This window comes from Roseobacter sp. N2S (genome assembly GCF_031454055.1).
Lineage (GTDB): Bacteria > Pseudomonadota > Alphaproteobacteria > Rhodobacterales > Rhodobacteraceae > Amylibacter.
Genome location: NZ_JAVDQB010000017.1, coordinates 71040 through 89971 on the forward strand (window position 1 = coordinate 71040; position 18932 = coordinate 89971).

General features: G+C 57.0%; 16 protein-coding genes. 9 read left to right on the forward strand and 7 right to left on the reverse strand.

The features are described 5' to 3' along the window. Both GGE09_RS22745 and GGE09_RS22750 read left to right on the forward strand, forming a co-directional pair. Positions 1-1011, forward strand: a complete 1011-nt coding sequence (locus tag GGE09_RS22745; RefSeq protein WP_309748351.1) for a glycosyltransferase — start codon at positions 1-3, stop codon at positions 1009-1011. After that, the gene (locus tag GGE09_RS22750) at positions 1008-2012 is read left to right on the forward strand and encodes a hypothetical protein (protein ID WP_309748352.1); all 1005 of its coding nucleotides are present in this window, start codon (positions 1008-1010) and stop codon (positions 2010-2012) included. Before GGE09_RS22745 ends, GGE09_RS22750 begins: the two co-directional genes overlap by 4 nt. A gap of 72 nt (positions 2013-2084) precedes the next feature. On the opposite strand, the gene GGE09_RS22755 is transcribed toward GGE09_RS22750, so the two are convergent. Genes GGE09_RS22755 through GGE09_RS22765 form a run of 3 tightly spaced genes read right to left on the reverse strand, consistent with a single transcriptional unit; the run spans position 2085 to position 6102 of the window. Continuing rightward, positions 2085-3854: a hypothetical protein gene (locus GGE09_RS22755; RefSeq protein WP_309748353.1), complete on the reverse strand. Its 1770-nt coding sequence runs from the start codon at positions 3852-3854 to the stop codon at positions 2085-2087. A 50-nt stretch (positions 3855-3904) separates the two neighbouring features. Beyond that, the gene (locus GGE09_RS22760; RefSeq protein WP_309748354.1) at positions 3905-5095 is read right to left on the reverse strand and encodes a hypothetical protein; all 1191 of its coding nucleotides are present in this window, start codon (positions 5093-5095) and stop codon (positions 3905-3907) included. Positions 5096-5106: 11 nt separating this feature from the next. Next, entirely contained in the window at positions 5107-6102 is a 996-nt protein-coding gene (locus tag GGE09_RS22765; RefSeq protein WP_309748355.1) for a hypothetical protein, read from the reverse strand. Positions 6103-6468: 366 nt separating this feature from the next. Between GGE09_RS22765 and GGE09_RS22770 the strand changes: the two genes are divergently transcribed. Together GGE09_RS22770 and GGE09_RS22775 are read left to right on the forward strand one after the other, a co-directional pair. Beyond that, entirely contained in the window at positions 6469-7053 is a 585-nt protein-coding gene (locus GGE09_RS22770; RefSeq protein WP_309748356.1) for a PRC-barrel domain-containing protein, read from the forward strand. Positions 7054-7170: 117 nt separating this feature from the next. Further along, entirely contained in the window at positions 7171-8301 is a 1131-nt protein-coding gene (locus GGE09_RS22775; protein ID WP_309748358.1) for an AI-2E family transporter, read from the forward strand. A gap of 5 nt (positions 8302-8306) precedes the next feature. Here the strand turns inward: GGE09_RS22775 and GGE09_RS22780 are convergent, their stop codons facing one another. After that, positions 8307-9005: a hypothetical protein gene (locus tag GGE09_RS22780; RefSeq protein ID WP_309748359.1), complete on the reverse strand. Its 699-nt coding sequence runs from the start codon at positions 9003-9005 to the stop codon at positions 8307-8309. Positions 9006-9120: 115 nt separating this feature from the next. Between GGE09_RS22780 and GGE09_RS22785 the strand changes: the two genes are divergently transcribed. Continuing rightward, positions 9121-11373, forward strand: a complete 2253-nt coding sequence (locus GGE09_RS22785; protein ID WP_309748360.1) for a calcium-binding protein — start codon at positions 9121-9123, stop codon at positions 11371-11373. 86 nt (positions 11374-11459) lie between these two features. Here GGE09_RS22785 and GGE09_RS22790 read toward each other — a convergent pair whose 3' ends face one another. After that, on the reverse strand, positions 11460-12680 hold the full coding sequence (locus GGE09_RS22790; protein WP_309748361.1) for a hypothetical protein: 1221 nt from the start codon (positions 12678-12680) through the stop codon (positions 11460-11462). A 155-nt stretch (positions 12681-12835) separates the two neighbouring features. Continuing rightward, on the reverse strand, positions 12836-13645 hold the full coding sequence (locus GGE09_RS22795; RefSeq protein WP_309748362.1) for an ABC transporter permease: 810 nt from the start codon (positions 13643-13645) through the stop codon (positions 12836-12838). A gap of 101 nt (positions 13646-13746) precedes the next feature. On the opposite strand from GGE09_RS22795, the gene GGE09_RS22800 reads away from it, so the two are divergent. From GGE09_RS22800 to GGE09_RS22810, 3 genes are read left to right on the forward strand one after another with little or no spacing between them, the layout of a single operon-like run. Then, positions 13747-15039 carry a sugar transporter gene (locus tag GGE09_RS22800; RefSeq protein ID WP_309748363.1) on the forward strand — a complete coding sequence of 431 codons (1293 nt, stop codon included), beginning with the start codon at positions 13747-13749 and terminating at the stop codon, positions 15037-15039. A gap of 6 nt (positions 15040-15045) precedes the next feature. Further along, positions 15046-15717 (forward strand): ABC transporter ATP-binding protein, encoded by a 672-nt coding sequence (locus GGE09_RS22805; RefSeq protein ID WP_309748364.1) that lies wholly within the window; start codon positions 15046-15048, stop codon positions 15715-15717. A gap of 36 nt (positions 15718-15753) precedes the next feature. Then, entirely contained in the window at positions 15754-16911 is a 1158-nt protein-coding gene (locus GGE09_RS22810; RefSeq protein ID WP_309748365.1) for an amidohydrolase, read from the forward strand. 92 nt (positions 16912-17003) lie between these two features. Here GGE09_RS22810 and GGE09_RS22815 read toward each other — a convergent pair whose 3' ends face one another. Further along, entirely contained in the window at positions 17004-18119 is a 1116-nt protein-coding gene (locus GGE09_RS22815; protein WP_309748366.1) for a polysaccharide biosynthesis/export family protein, read from the reverse strand. A 272-nt stretch (positions 18120-18391) separates the two neighbouring features. Here GGE09_RS22815 and GGE09_RS22820 point away from each other — a divergent pair. After that, the coding region (locus GGE09_RS22820) for a YjbH domain-containing protein (protein WP_309748367.1) at positions 18392-18932 on the forward strand (541 nt) is incomplete at its 3' end.

Genomic DNA, 18932 nt, shown 5'->3' on the forward strand with positions numbered 1-18932 from the left:
GTGGCCGACGGGACGCACATTCTGCTGGACCAGCGGCTGGTGGCGGTGGTGGCCACGTTTAACCGCTCTGCGGCGCTGCAAAAGACCATTGCCCGTCTGCTGGCGGAACCCTGCGAAGCCATTGTGGTGGTGGATAACGGGTCTACCGACGGCACGCGGGAATGGCTGAATGCGCAAACCGATGTGCGGATCTATCCGGTTTTTCCGAAATCCAATCTGGGCGGGGCAGGCGGGTTTGAACTGGGCATGCATGTGGCCATGGAACAGTACAACCCCGATTGGGTTGTGGTGATGGATGATGATGCGCGCCCTGACAAAGGTGCCTTTGTGCGCTTTGTGGATGCGGCCCATCACGGCTGGGATGTGCTGGCCGCAGCGGTCTATTACCCCAACGGCAATATCTGTGAAATGAACCGCCCTTCACGCAATCCCTTCTGGCACCTGAACGAGGCTTTGGGCACCATTTGGGGCACGCTGGTGGGGCGCGGGCGGCAGGGGTTCCATATTCCCGACACCGCCTATACGGGCGATGCGGTGGTGCCGGTGGATGCGGCCTCTTTTGTGGGGATGTTTGTATCGCGCGCGGTGATTGAAGCCATCGGTCTGCCCGATGGCAAGATGTTCATCTACGGCGATGATGTGGGCTATAGCCTGCGCGCCCGCCAAGCCAGATTCACCATCGGTTTTGCGCCTGACCTGCGCTTTGAACATGAATGTTCCACCTTCATCGAGAAGAAAGTCTATCGGCCCTATTGGAAGATATACTATAATTACCGCAACGGGCTGATCAATTACCGCGCCGCGGCGGGGATTTATTTCTGGGCGGTGGCGCCTGTGTTCATCCTGAAATGGTTTCGCAACGCAAAGCATTACGGCGAAGATAAACATATATTTATCAGTCTGTTACGCCGTGCAATCAAAGACGGTTTCGCCAATAGGCGCGAGGTCAGCCACGCCGAGGTTCTGGCCCTTGTCGAGCGTTTACAAACAAAAGGACATCCCAAGTCATGATCCGCGATCTTGTTTTCCATCTGGGCGACCGTAAAACCGGCAGCACCTCTATTCAAAAGACCCTGACGGATGGGCTGTGGGACGCGCCTGATCGCGCTTTGTTTTATACGGCACAGGGCCACAACGGGCCGCTGGCACAGGCGCTGGCGTCACTGGGGAATGCGGATGCTGTGATGCGGCGCTTTAAGGGTCTGTCCCAACGGCTGGACGCCGTTGCGTCGGATGCGGATGTGGCACCCGATGTGGCTGTAGTGTCCAGTGAAACCTTTGAAGATGTCTCGCCAAAGGCGCTGAAACTGGCGCTCGAGGCTTATATGCCCGATTACGTGGATCACCTGCGCCTGATCGCCTATGTGCGCCCCCATGCAGGGCGGCTGCTGTCGGGCTATAGCGAACAGATCAAACGGGGTCAGAGCCTTGCCAGTCTTGAAGAATTCTTTGCCGAAGGGGTAGCACTGGACCGGTTCGCGGTGTTTGAACGCTTTGCCAATTGGCGCGCGGTCTTTGGGGAGGCTTTCACCCTGCGCCCGATGATCCGCAGGGGGTTGTACAATGGCTGTGTGGTGCAGGATTTCCTGTCTTACGCCCTGAACAGCACGGATTTCACCCTGTCTTGGGATCCCGATGCCAACCCGTCCTTATCCCTGCAGGATATAGAGGTGTTGCGCGGGCTTCACAGCCGTCTGGACGCGGGCCATGTGTCGCCGGCGCAGGCCAGCTTTCTGGGGGCAGAACTGGGCAAGCAACTGGCAGAACATCCCGATCCCGCTGGCAGCCGTTTGACCCTGCCCGCTGCTTTGGCAGATCAGTTGATTGCCCAATGCGAAAAAGACGCGGCCGATCTGGATCAGATGTTTTTTGAAGGGACTCCCATGGGGGATGCGCTGCAGGGGGTACGCGGCGGGGATGCGGATGCAAAATCCGCCAGCACCGACCGGGATGCAGCCCCGGATGCCGCGCGGGTCACGACCCTGATGGGCGACTGGCTGGCCGGGCTGTAAGGCCCCGCTTGGACAGGCCGCTGTAACACCCCGCTTTTAAGGCCGCATAATCAGGGTCTTGCAGTCTTTGGTTCAAGTGTCTTTGTAAACCTCGGTCCAATAGTCCTGTCCGGCGATTTTGGGATAGGTTTCGCGGTAGTCTTTCACCAGTTTGGGATAGGCTGCGCGGAACTTGAAAAACATCTTTGTCGCCCGCCACATCAGGCCCAGCCCCCGCGCCGCCGAGCGTTTGGTGGTATAGGCCATGTCGCGGTCCGTGTTCAGATAGGTCACCGCGCGCGCGCCCCAGATCACATGTAGATTGCCCCGTTCCTGTGGGGCCAGAACCACAGGGCCGATGCCCATGCCCAGTAACGGCAGCAGATGACCGTTCAGGCTGAATTTATAAAGCGCCAGTTTCCAGCGCGGGATATGGCGGTGCGGAGAGGCGACCTGTTGCAGTTTTTGCGGGTCAACTGCGCGCCAGACCTCGTTTTTGACCATGGATTTGATCCGGCCGCGCCGTTCAGCCATGTCTTTATTGTCCAGAAAGAACTGCGGGCCTTTCATCACGTCTTCCCAGGCCAGCAGGCAGGTTTCCATAGTGTCATACTGGAATTTCACCAGATTGCGCAGCAGGAACATGATGGCGATTTTGGACACCCCTGTGCTGCCGATATCCATGCTTTCCAGTGACAGGTGGTGCGCCATATGGCTGCGCAAATCCAGATACCAGGTCTGGGGGTTTTCCTTTTCGATGAATCCGTCCTGAAACGACACAACCCCGTTCAACAGGGTGATGTTGAAATCATTGGCAATGGAAAAGCTGACGTCATCGCCGCGCACAAAGAACGGGTAGGGGTGGAATTTGGCGTGTTCCACCGGAAAGGCAAAGAACCACCAGCCGCCGTACATGGTGTCATAATGATCCCGTTCCGAGGTGAATTCCATATGGGCCAGCGCCCCTAGATCCCGCAGGTCCAGATGGCTGTGCAGCGGGTGGCATTTGCGGTCAAACCAGGCGCCGTTTTCCCACATGGCCCATTTATGGGTGTTGTTGATCATCGCCCCCGCAATGGCGGTGCGGCTGTCGCTGGCCAGTGCCAGAAACACAAAGCTGCGGTGCAGGCTTTCCATCGGGAAGGCGGCGTCGTCATCGGTGAACAACACATGGGTGAAGTCCCGTTTGATCGCGGTTTGCAGACCCCGCGCAAAGCCGCCCGCGCCGCCCAGATTGTCATTGGGATAATAGCTGGTCTGCGCGCTTTCGGTGATTTGTGCGCTTTTGCCGTTATCCACCACAAAGATATGGATATTGTCTTTGTGTTCATAGCCTTGCAGGTAGCTTTCCAAGCGGCTTACCGTGTTTTGCACGGCGGCTTCCCGTTTGAAGGTGGTGATGGACACCGCCAGTCGGGGCAGGGCGGGCAAGACCCGTTCCGTGGTGAAACGGGCATCGGTAATCTGCGCGTCGCTTAGGGCCTTCAGGCGGAAATAGAGCATCCCCTTTTCCGAAGTGTCGCTATAGCGGCTGATGTCGATCAATGCAGGTGCGCCGTCCAAAGTGACGATTTCACATTGCTGGATATTCCAGGATTGATCGGGCAGGGCGTGAAAGATTTCCAACTCCAGCGTGCCGCTGCCCGTCAGTTCCAGCCACAGATTATCAAGCCCGCAGGCCTTATGCCATTTGCCAATGGACAGCGCGTTGAAATAGGTGCCGAAATCCGCCACCCCGCCTGCACAGAATTGCAGGGTTTCATTGGGGCGATCCAGACCCACCAGATTGTTTAGCCGCACATATAGGTCAATCTCGGTACAGATATCGGGGTCGGGGAAAACGATGTTTTGTAAGGTGATCATAAAATATGTCCTTGGGGCAGGCGGGCTGGCGCAAAACGGGGGATGAAAATCTAGAACAGGTCGAGCAGATCGTCCTCGGTGAATTCTTTTTCGGGAGGGCTGGTGTTTTTGCCCTTTTTACCGCCCCTCTTGTTGGGGCCTTTTTTACCAGCCTGCTGTTTTGCAGCGCCGGTTTTTCCCGATTTTCCAGCGGCTTGTGGGCCGTTTTTCAAGGTCTCGCGCAGGAGCGCGCCATTGGCGGCGGACTGGCTGCACAACAGGCCGGCCCAGACATCCACCATGCGGATGGCGGCCGCAGACAGGTGATCTGTCACGGCGATGGATTGGGGGGTGGCCACGGCGCGTTCATAACTGGATTGCAGGGCGTCTTGCATCGGGGTGTCGGGCGCGAAAAATGCACCGTCAAGGGCGCGGGCATCTTCGCCATAGGCGATTTGCACGGCTTTGGCCAATTCAGTGTGCATGGCCAGTTTTATCGGGGTTTGTGCGGAGTCCTGTTTGGAGGCCAGCAGTTGGCCAAGGCTCTTGCCCATAGAGACCTGAAACTTTGACATATTGGGCTGGGCACCGATCTGGCTTTGCAGATGGCGGACCATGGCCAGATCCTGTAGCGACATGGACGGATTGCTGGGCGGGCTGGCGGTGACCGTATGGGGGGTATCCCCCAGCAGGAACTGGGCAAAATCCTGCACGATATCGCCCCCCACAAGGGTCTTGCGCACAAAGGGGCGCAGGGTAAAGGCCGCGCCGAACACATCGCGCCAGCGGCTGAAGCGATCGGTATAGCTTAGCGGCTTTTTGTCCAGCCGCTGGGTGTGGTAGCTGTGCAGGTCGCCGTCATACTGGCCGAGCTTCACCGCCTCGGCATAATTGGAGACCAGCCGTTCCGCATGGGGGCGCACATAGGCGATCAGGCGGATGTTTCCGACCAGATCGGGGAAATACCGGGTCAGGATTTCCTGCAACAGGGCAGGTTTGACCACCTCAAAATGTTCCGCAGAAATCACCGCAATATCCGCATCGGATCTGGCGATGCGTTTGGCGATCTTGGTAAAGCGCATGTCCCGCTGGGGGGACAGGGATTTGACCGAAAGGGTCTTGGCCAGCGGGATGTGATTGGTGGTGGCGGGATAGAATATCTGCGTGGTCGGGCTGGTGATGTGGCCTGCTGCCAGCGCATCCTGAATGGCGGTGCTGCCGGTTTTGCGGTCCCCCAGATGAAGTACAAGCTGCTTGACCATGTTAGGCTATCCTATTGTTTGGACTTGGCTATATGCGCGTTAATCAGTGCGCGTACCAGCGGGGCCACAAGGGTTTCCATCATTTCGTAACTGTCGGCGGGCAGTTTCAGTTCAGACACTTGTGCGGTTTCACCCGGCACCGGATCAAGGAACAGATCGGGGCGGTCGAAATAGCGTTTCGCCACCCAGGCATTGCCGGCGGCATGTTCATCCAGAACCTGTTGGCGCTGTTCATGGCTGAGGATCAGTGACCCTGCGGATTCAGGTTGGGTGGCGCGGATGATTTCATCCACTTTGCCACAGGCGCGGTCAAACACCACGCGGTAATCGGTGGGGGCTTCATCAAGGGGCAGACAGCGCATCATTTCACTGACAACGGGGGTCAGGCTGGCATTGCGTTTGGGCGGGGTGGTGAATGTGTCGTCCAGTTCCAGCCCGATGGTCTTGGCAAAGGTTTCGACCGGACCACCCGGCATCTGGCCCCGTTCAAACACCGACAGCAGCACATTTTCGCGCCCGAACAGATCTTCGAGATGCTGGATATGGGATTTATAATCGGCCCAGGCGAATTCCGCCCGTTTTGCATAGAACTCATCCACCGTCAGGTGGCACAGGGCGGGTTTCCACTGCCATTTGACGTTCTGGAAATACCAGCTTTCCAGCCACAGATCCTGACGGCGCAGGCAATAGAGAACTTTGACGTTAAAGTATTTACGGAACTCGGCCAGCACCGACAGATCGGCGCGGCAGGAGATATCTTCGTCGCTGAGCAGGATCGAATGAATGTCGAAATTCTTGGATTCGGCGCGGAACTCCAGATCCTTGGCCACCTCTTGCGGGGTTTTCTGCCCGTTGAACAACTGGTTCATCAGTTTCAGATGGCGCGACGTATTATAGGGGTAGAGGATACCTTTGGTGCGTAGGGTCTTGGCGTTGGCGGCCATGAACGACTGGATCGAACTGGTTGCGGTACGGTGGTTGCCAATATGCAAATACAATGTGCGCATGAAATACTGTGCCCTTTAGCTGTCGCCTGATGTGTTTAGTCAAGATGCGGGTCGGGCAAAAGCCTATTTCTGCACATTTGGCAAGAGGTTGGGCGGTTTTGATCCGCCAGAGGGCGGTTTTGCGCGCTTTTAACAAGAAGAACGGCGGCGGGGATCGTGGGCTGACGGGGTGCGGTTTTGCGCTGAATAATGCGGGTGGCGGTTTCGTGCCGAAGCCAAACCCCTTATTTTAAAGGGGTTCCTGCGTTTTTGTGTTTTATGTGCTGAAAACCGGAAACTGTCTTGGAACTCTTTGCGGGGGTGCTTGGTTAACTCTTCATCAAGGGCCTGGGGAAGTGCCAGGCTGAAACCGCGAAGGAGAGACCCATGAAAAATTTAATGATGACCACCGCCGCAGCAGTTCTACTTGGCACCACTGCATATGCAGAAAGCCACTCGGCCACACCCGCACCTGCGAATGACACCGAGCAGACCCAACCCGCGGCAGAGGCCGATACAGGGACAACCATGACGGCTGAAGAGCCTAAGACCATGGATGAAACCGCCCCCGAAGCGCCAGAAGCTGAAGCGCCCGAAGCCGAAGCGCCTGCCGCTATGGAAGAAACCACAACCATGGACGAAACCAAGGGCATGATGGCCCCCGGGATTGAGCGTGACGGCTATCAGCCTGTGGTGGTGAAAGACCTGACCGCGGAAGATTTGACCGGCGCACGGGTCTATGGCCTGAACGATGAAGATGTTGGCGAAATCAGCGAGCTGGTTCTGACAGATGCCGGTATGGTGGACAAAGCCGTGATTGATGTGGGTGGCTTCTTGGGCATTGGTGAAAAACCTGTGGCCGTGGCAATGGACGAATTGACCATCATCACCAATGATGCAGGCGACGATCTTCGGGTCTATATCGACAGCACCGAAGAAGCCTTGGAAGCCCGTCCTGAATATGAAGGGTAAGCCCCTTTAAGACGGCTTGAAATTGATCAATATGGGGCCGGGCGCTATGCTCGGCCCCTTTCGCGTTATTAGATGTACACTGGATTTAGACAGGTTTTGCAAAGGACACCCCCGCTTATGAACCAGCATCAGGTTACCAACCGCCTTTTGGGCGGGATTTTGTTGTTGATGGGGTTTGCAACGCTCTATGTGGCCAAGGATCTGGTGCTGCCTGTGGCGCTGGGGATTATGCTGGCGCTGACGCTCAGCCCTTTGGTGCGGATGATCAGCCGCACGGGGCTGCCGATGCCTGCGGCGGCGGCGCTGGTGGCGTTAAGCACGGCGGCGGTTGTGGTGCTGGGGATTGTGCTGCTCAGCGGTACTGTGTCGAGTTGGTTTGACGATATCCCCCGCATCAGCGCTGAAATGAAAGACAAGCTACAGGGGTTTGCCCAGACCCTTCAGGCGGTGAAAGAGGCCTCTGAACAGGTGGAAAACGTCACCAGCGGCGGCGCGGCCACCACACAAGAGGCGCAAAAGGTTGTGGTGCAACAACCCGGTCTGGTCACAGCTGCCGTCAGCAATCTGGCGGGGTTTTCCACGTCGCTGTTGGTGGGGCTGGTGCTGGCGCTGTTCTTACTGTCCTCGGGCAATATGTTTTACGACAAGATCGTTGAATCCCTGCCCCGTCTGAATGACAAGAAACGCGCCTTGCGGATCATCCGCGATATTGAACAGCGCATGTCCTATTATCTGCTGGCGATCACTGCGATCAACGCCGCCCTGGGGCTGCTGATCGGCATTGCCATGTATCTGATCGGGGTGCCTTATCCGCTGGTCTGGGGGCTGGTGGCCTTTGGCTTGAACTATCTGCCCTATCTGGGCGGGGCAGTGGGCACGCTGGGGGTGGCGGCGTTTTCTCTGGTCAGCTTTGACAGCCTGTCCTATGCGCTGGTGGCCCCTGCGGTCTATTTCAGCCTGACCAGTCTGGAGGCGCAGTTCATCACGCCGGTTCTGTTGGGGATACGGATGCAGATGAACACGGTGTCTGTGTTTTTATCGGTGATCTTTTGGGGCTGGCTTTGGGGGATTCCCGGCGCGCTGATCGCGGTGCCTATTCTGGCGGTGGTAAAGACCGTCTGCGATCATATCGAGGGTCTGTCCACCTTTGGCAATTTCCTGTCGGTATCCACAGCTCAACAAGAGGCCGCGCAACAGGCGGCCGCGCAACAAGAGGCCGCAAAACAGACCGCTCTGCCCAAGGAATAAATCGCCTAAAATGCTGTGGACAGGCTGGTTTGTAAGGACAAGCCAATGTGGGGATAGGCTTTCAGCCGTGTGCGCAATTGCACGCCGGGCAGGCTGTCTGATTTCGGGTGCAGGCCAAGACCCACATCGGTGTAGATAAACCCTGCGGATTGGGTGGCGGTGGCTTCCACATCCAGCAGGGCGGAATCGATCCGCGTGCGGGTGCGGGTCAGCGATCCGCCCACCCCCATTTCATAGCGGGATGAAACCCTGCGCGAATGTTGCTTGCGCCAGATCAGCCCTGTGTCCAGTTCAACCCCCTGACTGGCGAAACGGATGGTGATCGGGTCTGTTAAAATCCCCGCACCCTCGGGCAGCAGATAGCGGCTTTTGCCATAGGTCAGCGCCGCCCCCACCCCCAGTGCAAAATTGCCCCCAAGGGGCTGTTCCAACCGCGCCCCGACCCGCAACTGGCGGGACTGTTCGGTCTGATAGGGCGTGCCGCTGTTCGGGGACAGGGTATCTTTGTCGATATCCACCGCCAGCCCCCCTGCGGCGGGCGGGCCTGCGGGGATTCTGCTGGGCGCGGGGGTGAAAAACGCATCTGCGGTGGTTTGCAGCGCATCGGGGATGAAAAACAGATCATCCTGCCCGTAGCCAATCGAAAAGGAGTGTTTGGGCGGCGCTGTGCCTGCCATGCAGGCCACCAGCAGTGGCAGTGTCAAAAAAGGCAGTGCCAAGCGGGCAATAAACAATTGATTTTCCAATATTGATCTCAATATGATGCCACGAAGAACGGTTTTTCCAAACTGGAATAATTTAACACAAAGGTAAATTGATATGGTTCGTATTATTGCATCTTCTGAGATTGGCAGCGCTGTGGACACAGGCTTGTTTGATCAGGCGCTCTATGAGGTTTCAAACCCCTATGCCGATCTGCTGGGGGATTTGGGAGATGCTTTTGATAAGGGTCTGACACCGGTCAGCCTGTCTGCGTCCAAAATCGTTCTGTCGGGACAGGCTTTGGGCAATATCGACTATACGATCACCATATCAGGTTCCGGAATTTCCCCTGTCAGCAGCATTGACGATCTGGATGATGCCCTGACCGATGGTATGGCCACGGGCAGCCTGTCCAAGATCAGTTTTGTCGGCACAAAAAGCGCGGATTTTCCGGGGGACAGCAGCTTTGACGGGGTGGAATTCCTGACCATTGATCTGGCGCCGACAGGCTATACGCTGACCACAGGCACGCAGGTGATTGCGGTGACAGGCTCTGTGATCAACAGTCTGGAACAGATCAGTGACATTGCCGAACTGGGCGAGGCCCTTGGCAATTATGACAACCTTAGCAACGGGGAACGCAGTGCCTTGCTGTCGGAACTGGCGGCCTACGGGATCAGCGGGTTCAGCATTCAAAGCGAAGGGGTCGAGGTTCTGGCCTTTGACGCCAGTGCAAGTGCTGTGTCCCTAAGCCTGATGGGCTATAAATTCCAGTTGAACGGGGTCTTCCCGACGGATTTTGGCGCGGCGGTGCCGATGCTGCTGGAAATTGCGGATTTTATAGACACTGGTGCGCGGCTGCAGTTCAACGATATTGCAGGGTTCAAGATCAACAATATCAGGGTCTTTAATCCCGATGGGGATGTGATCCTGAAAAGCAAGGGCGCTTTGGGCAACACCAATACCATTGAAATCGAACAGGTAAAACTGGACGGGGTAAAGGTTCTGAACCTGATCACAGGGGAAAACACCAGCAACGAGACAGGTTACTTCTGGGAGTTTGGCGATCGTCTGACAGGCACAAACGGCAAGGATCATATGTTTGGTCTGTCCGGTCATGACACGCTGTTTGGCGGCAAGGGCAATGACTTTCTGTATGGCGGCAGCGGCAATGACACTTTGGATGGGGGGGCTGGCAATGATGTTCTCAATGCAGGGGACAACCTGTCTTATGATGTGATCTATGCGTCTTTGGGCAATGACACATTGATCTTTTCCGACACATTGATCGGCTATGTGGAGGCCAGCTATATCGATGCGCCGGTTGGCATCACAGTGGTGATCGACGGCAACGCGGGCACCGGCACGGTTGTAAAAGGCGACAAAGGCACCGATACGCTGGTGGGTGTGGATGTGCCGATGAAGGCGGGTTATCTGCCCCAGGGGATCGGCGGCTTCAGCCTGACAGGCACCCAATATGATGACAGCTATACCGTCACCGTGGTGGCAAACGGCTGGATGGCGATCGGCGCGTTTGACGGGATCGACAGCTTTGATCTGGTGCTAGAAGACAATTCCACCCTGCGGCTTGGCTTTTCGGACGCTTTGTCTGGTGTGAATGTGAATGTGGGCGCGGGCGTGATCAACGACGACGGCTACGGTAATTCCGAAATCCTTGAGGTGGTCTCGAACGGGGGGCGTCTGGAACTGGAGGGCACGCAGTTCAAGGACCGTCTGGTGGGCAGTGCGGATGACGAACGCTTTATCCTGTTGGGCGGCAATGATTTCGCCAACGGGGGCGGGGGCAGCGATCTGGTGCGCTATGACCGCTTTGGTGCGGATTATGTGGATGCCAATCTGGGCAAAAACAAAGCCACCGGCAGCTGGAACGGCGAAACCTTTACCCATACCATCAAAAACATGGAGAACCTGCGCGGCACGCGGGACGGGGATGACACGTTGATTGGCAACGGCAAGGCCAATGAAATCCGCGGCGGCGGCGGTGATGACCGCTTGCTTGGCAAGGGCGGCCGCGACGATCTGCGCGGTCAGGACGGCGATGACTTCCTGAACGGGGCCAATGGCAAGGATATGCTGAACGGCGGGTACGGCGATGATGTTCTGGTGGGGGGCAAAGGCGGCGATGTGTTCCTGTTTGACGGTTCGGCCTTTGAGGGCAGCGACACCATCCGCGACTTTCAGAACGGGGCTGATGTCTTGCAGATTTCTGGCATCTCGTTTGACGATCTGACCATCAAGAAAGCAGACGGTGGATCAGACACGCGGATCATTCTGGACAGTGGCACTGAAATCTGGCTGGAAGGCGTGTCTAAAGGCAAAATCGACGCGAGCGATTTTGACTTCGTTTAAAGGGGCTTACGGGGCTTAGATAAGGTCACGTGAGGTGTATTTGAACAGACGGGGCGGCAGGGATCTGCCGCCCCGTTGGTTCTTGATCAGATGAAATCAAACTGGTTTGCCGTCAGGTTTGTACCGTCATGGCCCAGCAGAATAATCGTGCCATTGTCGTGTTCGATCACCTTGTTGCGGCCAGATGTGCTGATGTCGAGGGCTTTAAAGCCGCCCGAGTGGCCTTCGATTTCGATGCTGTCCTGCTTTTTGGAATAGCCTTTCACACGATCTGTGCCGCCGTCATAGCCAAAGACGAAAGTGTCTTTACCGCCGCCGCCGATCAACAGGTCATCCCCCGACAGCCCTTCAAGCCTGTCATTGCCCCTGCCACCGATCAGTTGGTTGTCCTGGTCATTGCCGGTCAGGTCGTCATTGTGTTTTGAACCTTTGAGGTTCTCAAAGTTCTGGGCCAGAAGGTAACCAACGGATTCAACAAAATGGAAGCTGTTGTCGAGTTCATATTCGACCCCTGTTTTGGCTTTGGAGAGATCCATCAGGTCCACGCCGTTCCCGCCATTGGCAAAGATTGCCCAGTTAAAACCGGCTTCTGCGAAGAGTTTGACTTTATCGTTGCCCTCGCCGGCTTTTATGTAATTGACGCCGCCCCCTGTGATGATCGTGTCATTGCCGTCACCCGCGCGCACGAAATCCACGCCACCACTGCTGGTGGTGATCTTGTCATTGCCCCCGCCGGTATCAACCATACGGACATAGCCCGCGCCGGTAACGACCACATCCCGATTGTCCCCCAGACTGATGGTGCCCACACCGCTGTCGCCGGTTTTCAGGATCACCGCATCGCTATTCACCCTGATGGTGCCAACCCAGCCGTTTGTGGTGACCTTATGGGTGTATTCGCCCGTGTCAGACCCCATATCAATGGTGCCGACGCTGCCACTGCCTGTGGTGATCACATTGGTGGACTGCCATGTTTCAATATAGGCAACATAGCCACCGCCGGTGGTGATATTGGCCTCCCCGTCATAGTATTGAAGTACGCGCACCCGAGAACTGTCGTTCATCACCAGATCAAGATCGAAGCTGGACACATTCATATAGCTGACGCGCGCGCTCCCGTTCAGAGTGGCTTCCATAATGCCCCCATCGCCGTTGGCTTTCAGGGAGTCGATCCGCGCCGTGCCGTTCAGGGTGACGGATTTATCGCCGCCTGACAGCTTGAGATAATCCTCGGTTCCGCTGTCAAAAACAAATGTGTCATCGGGATTGAATGGGGCGGCGGGAGGGGTGGTTTTGTTACGGGCCAAGTTGTGTCTCCTGAATGAAAAAACGTTGAAAAATTTTTTGTACCTTCCGCAGGGTAAGCCCGAAGCGGATTCTTTTCAATCATGAAGGGGAAACTGTGGTGCAGGGCGCAGGACCAGCCCCGCCGACAGGGCCAACAGGTCACAGATTTAAGGGGTCACAGGTTCAGCAGATCGCGGTGATAGCGGTTCAGCAGCAACAGCCCCAGCGCCAGTGTAATCAGCCCGAAACACAGCACATAGGGGATCGACACGTAGCTGGCGTCATAGGTGGGATAAAACCCGCGCCGCATCAATCCGGTGATATGGACCACGGGGTTGAACCACAGAATATCGCGGAACTGCTGGGGGATATCCTCGAGCACGAAAAAGATGCAGGACAGGATGAACATCGGCGCTGTGATAATGTTCCAAAGCGTGCCCCACATGGGAAAGCGCGTGATCAGATAGCAGTTCAGACAGCCCACCCCCAGCCCCAGCAGCGCGGCAAGGCCAAAGGCGGCCAGGATGGTGGGCAGATCCAGAATGGTTTCAATGCGGTAGAGCATCAGGATCAGGGCAAACAGCAGATAGGATATGGTCAGATGGGTCAGCGCATTCAGCAGGAACCGCGCGACAATGGCATCCGAATAGCGCACCCCCGGGTAGCGCAGCAACGGGCGCGAGAATTTCAGCGACATGGAAATCTTGTTGGACAGTTGCATATAGAGCTGGAACGGCAACATGGCGGTGGCATAAAACAGCGCGAAATTTGTGCCCAAAGACGGGTGACGCAGCGCGGCGGAAAACACGAAAGTCAGCAGCGTGATCGCGGCAACCGGTTCCATCACAGCCCAGAAATACCCCCCCGGCGTGCGGCCATAGGTGGTCGACATCTCGCGCAGCATCAGGGCCACAACCGTGCGGGGTGTTTTAAACCTGCGGGCGCGTAACGGGGCGCTTTGGGGGATGGTTTCACTGCTCGACATGGTTCGGGATACATTTTATCAGGGCGGAATTCGCACTTGGGTTTATGACCAAGCGCAGGTAAACAATCAAACATAAATTTGCGCAGGCGCGAGGGTGGCATTTGGAAGATCGGGATAGAACGGATGCGGGTGACGATTTTGCATCCGATGAGGACGGGACTTCTGGCGGCAACCGTGGCCCCAGAAACATGCAACGTCGCCAGATCAAAAAGCTGAAACAGGAACTGCGCGAGGTGCAAAAGAGCCCCGCCACGGTTGTTGTGGGCGATGTGGCCCCGCGGGCAAAGATGAAAAAGCGGCATTACGGTGTTTTGCTGATCTTTCTGTTCTTTGTGGCGCTGCCCTCCTTGGGGGTGCTGTGGTATCTTCAGGCGCGCGCGGCGGATCAATATGCCTCGCGGATCGGCTTTGTGGTGCATACCGAAGACACCAGCGCGGTCACTGATGTGCTGGGCGGTGCGATCCAGTTGGGCAGTGGCGGGTCGAAAGACACTGATATTCTGTATGAATTCATCCGCAGCCAGCAGCTTGTGGCGCTGGTGGATGAAAAGCTGGACCTGCGCACAATCTATTCCAAACCTGAAAACGATCCGGTGTTTTCCTTTGATACGGATGGCACGATTGAGGATCTGTTAGACTATTGGTCGCAAATGGTGCGGGTCTATTACGATGTAGACACCCAGTTGATCGAACTGCGGGTTCAGGCCTTTGATCCGGCGGATGCCTATAACATCGCGCAGGAAATCTTTGCCCAAAGCACCGTGCTGATCAACCGCCTGTCCACCGTGGCGCGCGAAGACACGCTGCGCTATGCGCGGGATGAACTGAACAGCTCGCAAGACCAGTTGAAAACCGCCCGTCAGGCCCTGACCCAGTTTCGCAATGAAACCCAGATCGTAGACCCTTCGGCGGATGTTCAGGGGCAGATGGGGCTGTTGAACACCTTGCAGGAACAACTGGCTGCCGCCCTGATTGATCAGGATATCCTGCGGGATTCAGCGCGCGACAGTGACCCCCGTATGGTGCAGGCCGCCCGCAAGATCGAAGTGATCCGCAAACGCATCGCCGAAGAGCGTCAGACCTTTGGTTTAAGCGGGGACGGCAATGGCAGTAATTCCGAGGAATTCAACGCCTTACTGGCCCAGTTTGAAGCGCTGACCGTGGATCGTGAATTCGCCGAACAGGCCTGGCTTGCAGCGCGATCCGCCTATGACGGCGCGGTGATCGAGGCCAACCGCCAAAGCCGCTATCTGGCGGCTTATGTGGGGCCGACACAGGCCCAGCGGGCCGAATATCCCGAACGGTTGATGATCTGGATCATGACCACGCTGATCCTGTTCCTGATCTGGTCGATCCTGACCCTGATCGGCTATTCCATCAAAGACCGCAGGTAGGCGGTTATGATCCGGCTCGAAGGTCTGAACAAAACCTTCATCATGCGGGGCCGCCGCAAGGTGATTGCCAGAAACATGTCCATGACCTTTCCCAAGGGCGTGTCCGTGGCGCTTTTGGGGCGCAACGGGGCAGGGAAGTCATCGCTGCTGGCGATGATTTCGGGGTTTCTGGCGCCGGACAGTGGCAAGATCCATATTGATGGCACGCTCAGCTGGCCGGTGGGGTTTGCGGGCAGTTTTCACAATGATCTGACCGGCGCGCAGAACATCCGCTTTATTGCGCGGGTCTACGGTGTAGACACCGACGGGCTGATTGATTTCGTGCGGGATTTTGCCGAACTTGGCCCCCATTTTGATCTGCCGGTGCGCACCTATTCTTCGGGGATGAAATCGCGTCTGTCTTTCGGGGTGTCCATGGGCGTGCGCTTTGACACCTATCTGGTGGATGAGGTCACAGCCGTTGGCGATGCGGATTTCAAAAAGAAAAGCCGTGCGGTGTTTAGCGAACGGATGAATGCCAGTGGGTCGATTTTTGTCACCCATTCCATGGCGGGCGTGCGCAATTTTTGCGAAGCGGTGGCGATTTTGGAAAACGGCAAGCTGACCTATTACGATGACATCGAAGAAGGCATTGCCGCCCATCAGGAAAATATGGGTGGCGACGAGGATGATGATTAAGGCGACGATTAGAAACGGCGATTAAGGAACCCGACCATGACCCCCCAGCTGACCAACACTGATCTGGTGGAGCTGACCGCTTTCCGCCGCCTGTTGCATCAATTCCCCGAAGTGTCCGGCGATGAAGTGGAAACCGCCAAACGGATCACCACCGAACTGGAACGGCTTGCCCCCGGACGCATTCTGACAGGTCTGGGGGGCCACGGCGTGGCAGCGGTGTTTGACAGTGGCGTGGCAGGGCCGACCCTGCTGTTTCGCGCCGAACTGGACGGGCTGCCAATTCAGGAAATCAACGATCAGGACTGGGTGTCACAGATCGCGGGCAAGGGGCATCTGTGTGGCCATGACGGGCATATGACCATGCTGTTGGCACTGGGGCGCCTGATCGCGCGCCGTCCCGTGGCAACGGGCCGTGTGGTCTTGATGTTCCAACCCGCCGAGGAAGACGGATCAGGGGCGCGGGCCGTGGTGGCGGACCCTGCGTTTGACGCAATCAAACCCGATTGGGCCTTTGCGATCCACAATGAACCGGGGCGGCCTTTCGGCTTTGTGGCGCTCCGTGCGGGGTTGATGAACTGCGCATCCCAAGGGCTGGCGATCACCTTGCAGGGCAAAACCGCCCATGCCGCCGACCCCCAAGACGGGGTATCCCCTGCGCTGGCGGTGGCGGGGCTGATCCCGGCACTGAATGCTTTGGGGCAGGGCGGGGCGCTGGATGACCGCTTTCGGCTGGTGACGATCACCCATGTGACTATCGGGGAACCCTGCTTTGGCATCGCCCCCGCAGACGGGCTGATCCACGCCACCCTGCGCGCCACGGATGACAGCGCGCTGGCGGATATGGCGGCCCAAGCCCGTGCCTTGGCACAGGGCGCGGCGGATCAGTTTGGCCTGAAGGTGGATTTCGCGGTTTGCGATGATTTCGCCGCGTCCATCAACCACCCCGCCGCAGTTGAAGTGGCCACCGCCGCATTGGACGCGCTTGGGATGGATCATGGCCCCGAGGGTCTGCCCATGCGCGCCTCCGAGGATTTCGGTGTCTTTGGCTGGGGGGCAAAAGCGGCCATGTTGTGTGTGGGGCCGGGGGTGGATTATGCCGCCTTGCACAATCCCGATTACGATTTCCCCGATGATATGATCCCTGTGGGGGCGGCCATATTCGACCGTATCGCCCGCGATTTATTAGGGTCGTGACTTACTAGGGTCGTGATTTATTAGGGTAGCGATCTGTTGGGATCCCCCAAAGACCACTGGGGCCTTTGGGGGATTTTAAAGCAGTCTAGGTTTTAAAACGCTGTGTTCGCGCCGCGGACCGTGCTGGTGAACAGGCCGATCACGGTTTCCGCCAGAACAACGGGGCTTTCTGTAACCATCACAGTGTCTTCGGGGTGGATCATGAACTTGCCCGCACTGAACAATCCGTCGGTCTGGGTCAGATCCACGGTAAAGATCACCCGCTGGTGGTTCGGCCCACCGCTTTTGACCGCCGAGGGCGGATATTCGCGCAGGATCAGGATGCCTTTGGGATCGGCGCGGGAATCCTGCAAGCCGCCAATCATCGACATGGCATCAAGGGCGGAAATGGTCTCGCGGTTGAAGGGGATGATGGCTTCGGTTGACGACGCCCCAAGCGAGCGGAAGTAGCGGTCGTCACTGGCGACAATCACCTTGTCGCGCCCCTGTACCACCGTATCAAGGGTCGGGTCTTCGTAGATTTGTTTCAGGGCGATCTGATAGACCTTGCTGCCCCGCGTCAAAGACACTTGCGGGTTGTCCATCCCGTCTGACACACCGCCGCCCTGTGAAATCAGCCCCAGCACGGTCACATGGCCATCGGGGTCGTTCAGGGGATAGCTGCCCGGGCTGGCGACGCCGCCCACCAGATCAACCGAATGGCGCGACCCCGGCACTACAGACAATTGCACCTGTGCGGATGGGATGATCTGTTCCATCTGGTTCTGGATCTTTTGACGTGCGGTATCCGCAGACAGGCCCGCGATGTGAATCTTTTCCAGATAGGGCATGAAAATCGTGCCGTTGCGCGACACGATGATGTTTTCCAGCTTGGTGCTTTTCTGGTCTGTCGTGGTCAGCAGGGAATTCACTTCGCTGTCCCAGATGGTCAGATTGACCATGTCACCGGGCGTAATCGCCACGCTGGTGGCCCCGCCGTGGCGCAGCCAGTGCCTGTCAGCGGTGGGATCGCTGGGCCAGCGGTCAATCTGGGGCAACAGGTTCTTGGTCACTTGGTAGACCGCAAATTCGGCAGGCTCACCCTGTTTCTGCTTGGTCATTTCCCGTTGCAGCGGCGCACCACGGGGCAGGGTACAGGCGGCGATGATTCCCAACGCGACCCCCAACAAAAGCACATGTTTTAATGCAGAAAACAGCCGTTGGGACATGTTTCTTCCTTGTGTAATATGCTGCGGGTGACAGCCGTTTGTGACAGCGTGGCAAGATACTGGCTTGGTGTAACAGGTCAACTGATGTTTTTTTAGCGCTAATCGTGGTTTAGGGGTCGGATATGAGAAATCTTTTGGCTATGAAGGCCTGTCCGCATAAGATGCCCTTAGCATTTGGTGTGGTTGGTTGTGGCAGGACGACTGATAGATAAAAGGGTTTTGGAACCGTGAGCAGTAAGTTGGCAAAGGCCCGTTTTAAAGGGACCCGTGTTATGGGGGCGCTCTGGCTTGGGGCCGGGCTGGGAGTCGGGATGTCCGGCATGGCTGTGGCACAGGATGTGACGCTGGATTACCCGCAACCCTCGACCAATCTTTTCGGGTCTTCGGGTCTGATCGACATGCCAAGTGCCGAACATCAAAAGCCCGGTGAATTCTCTACCAGTGTGGCAGGCTATAGTGGCTCTGTCCGCACCACTTTGACCTTTCAGATCACCAAACGGATTTCAGGGTCTTTCCGCTATTCCAGCATTCAGGGCTATAATTCGGTCGGGCGCGACACCCGCTATGACCGCAGTTTTGACATTCGCTATAAGGTTCTGGACGAAAGCAAATTCCTGCCTGCGGTCACAATCGGCTTGCAGGATTTCGCCGGCACAGGGGTGTTTTCGGGCGAATATATCGTTGCGACCAAGAACTTGCACCCCACACTTAAAGTGACGGGGGGGCTGGGCTGGGGCCGTTTGGGCGGGGCCAAAGGCTATAACGGACGTACCATCAATATCGGCAAGGGCGGTGTGCCGGATGCGGGCAACT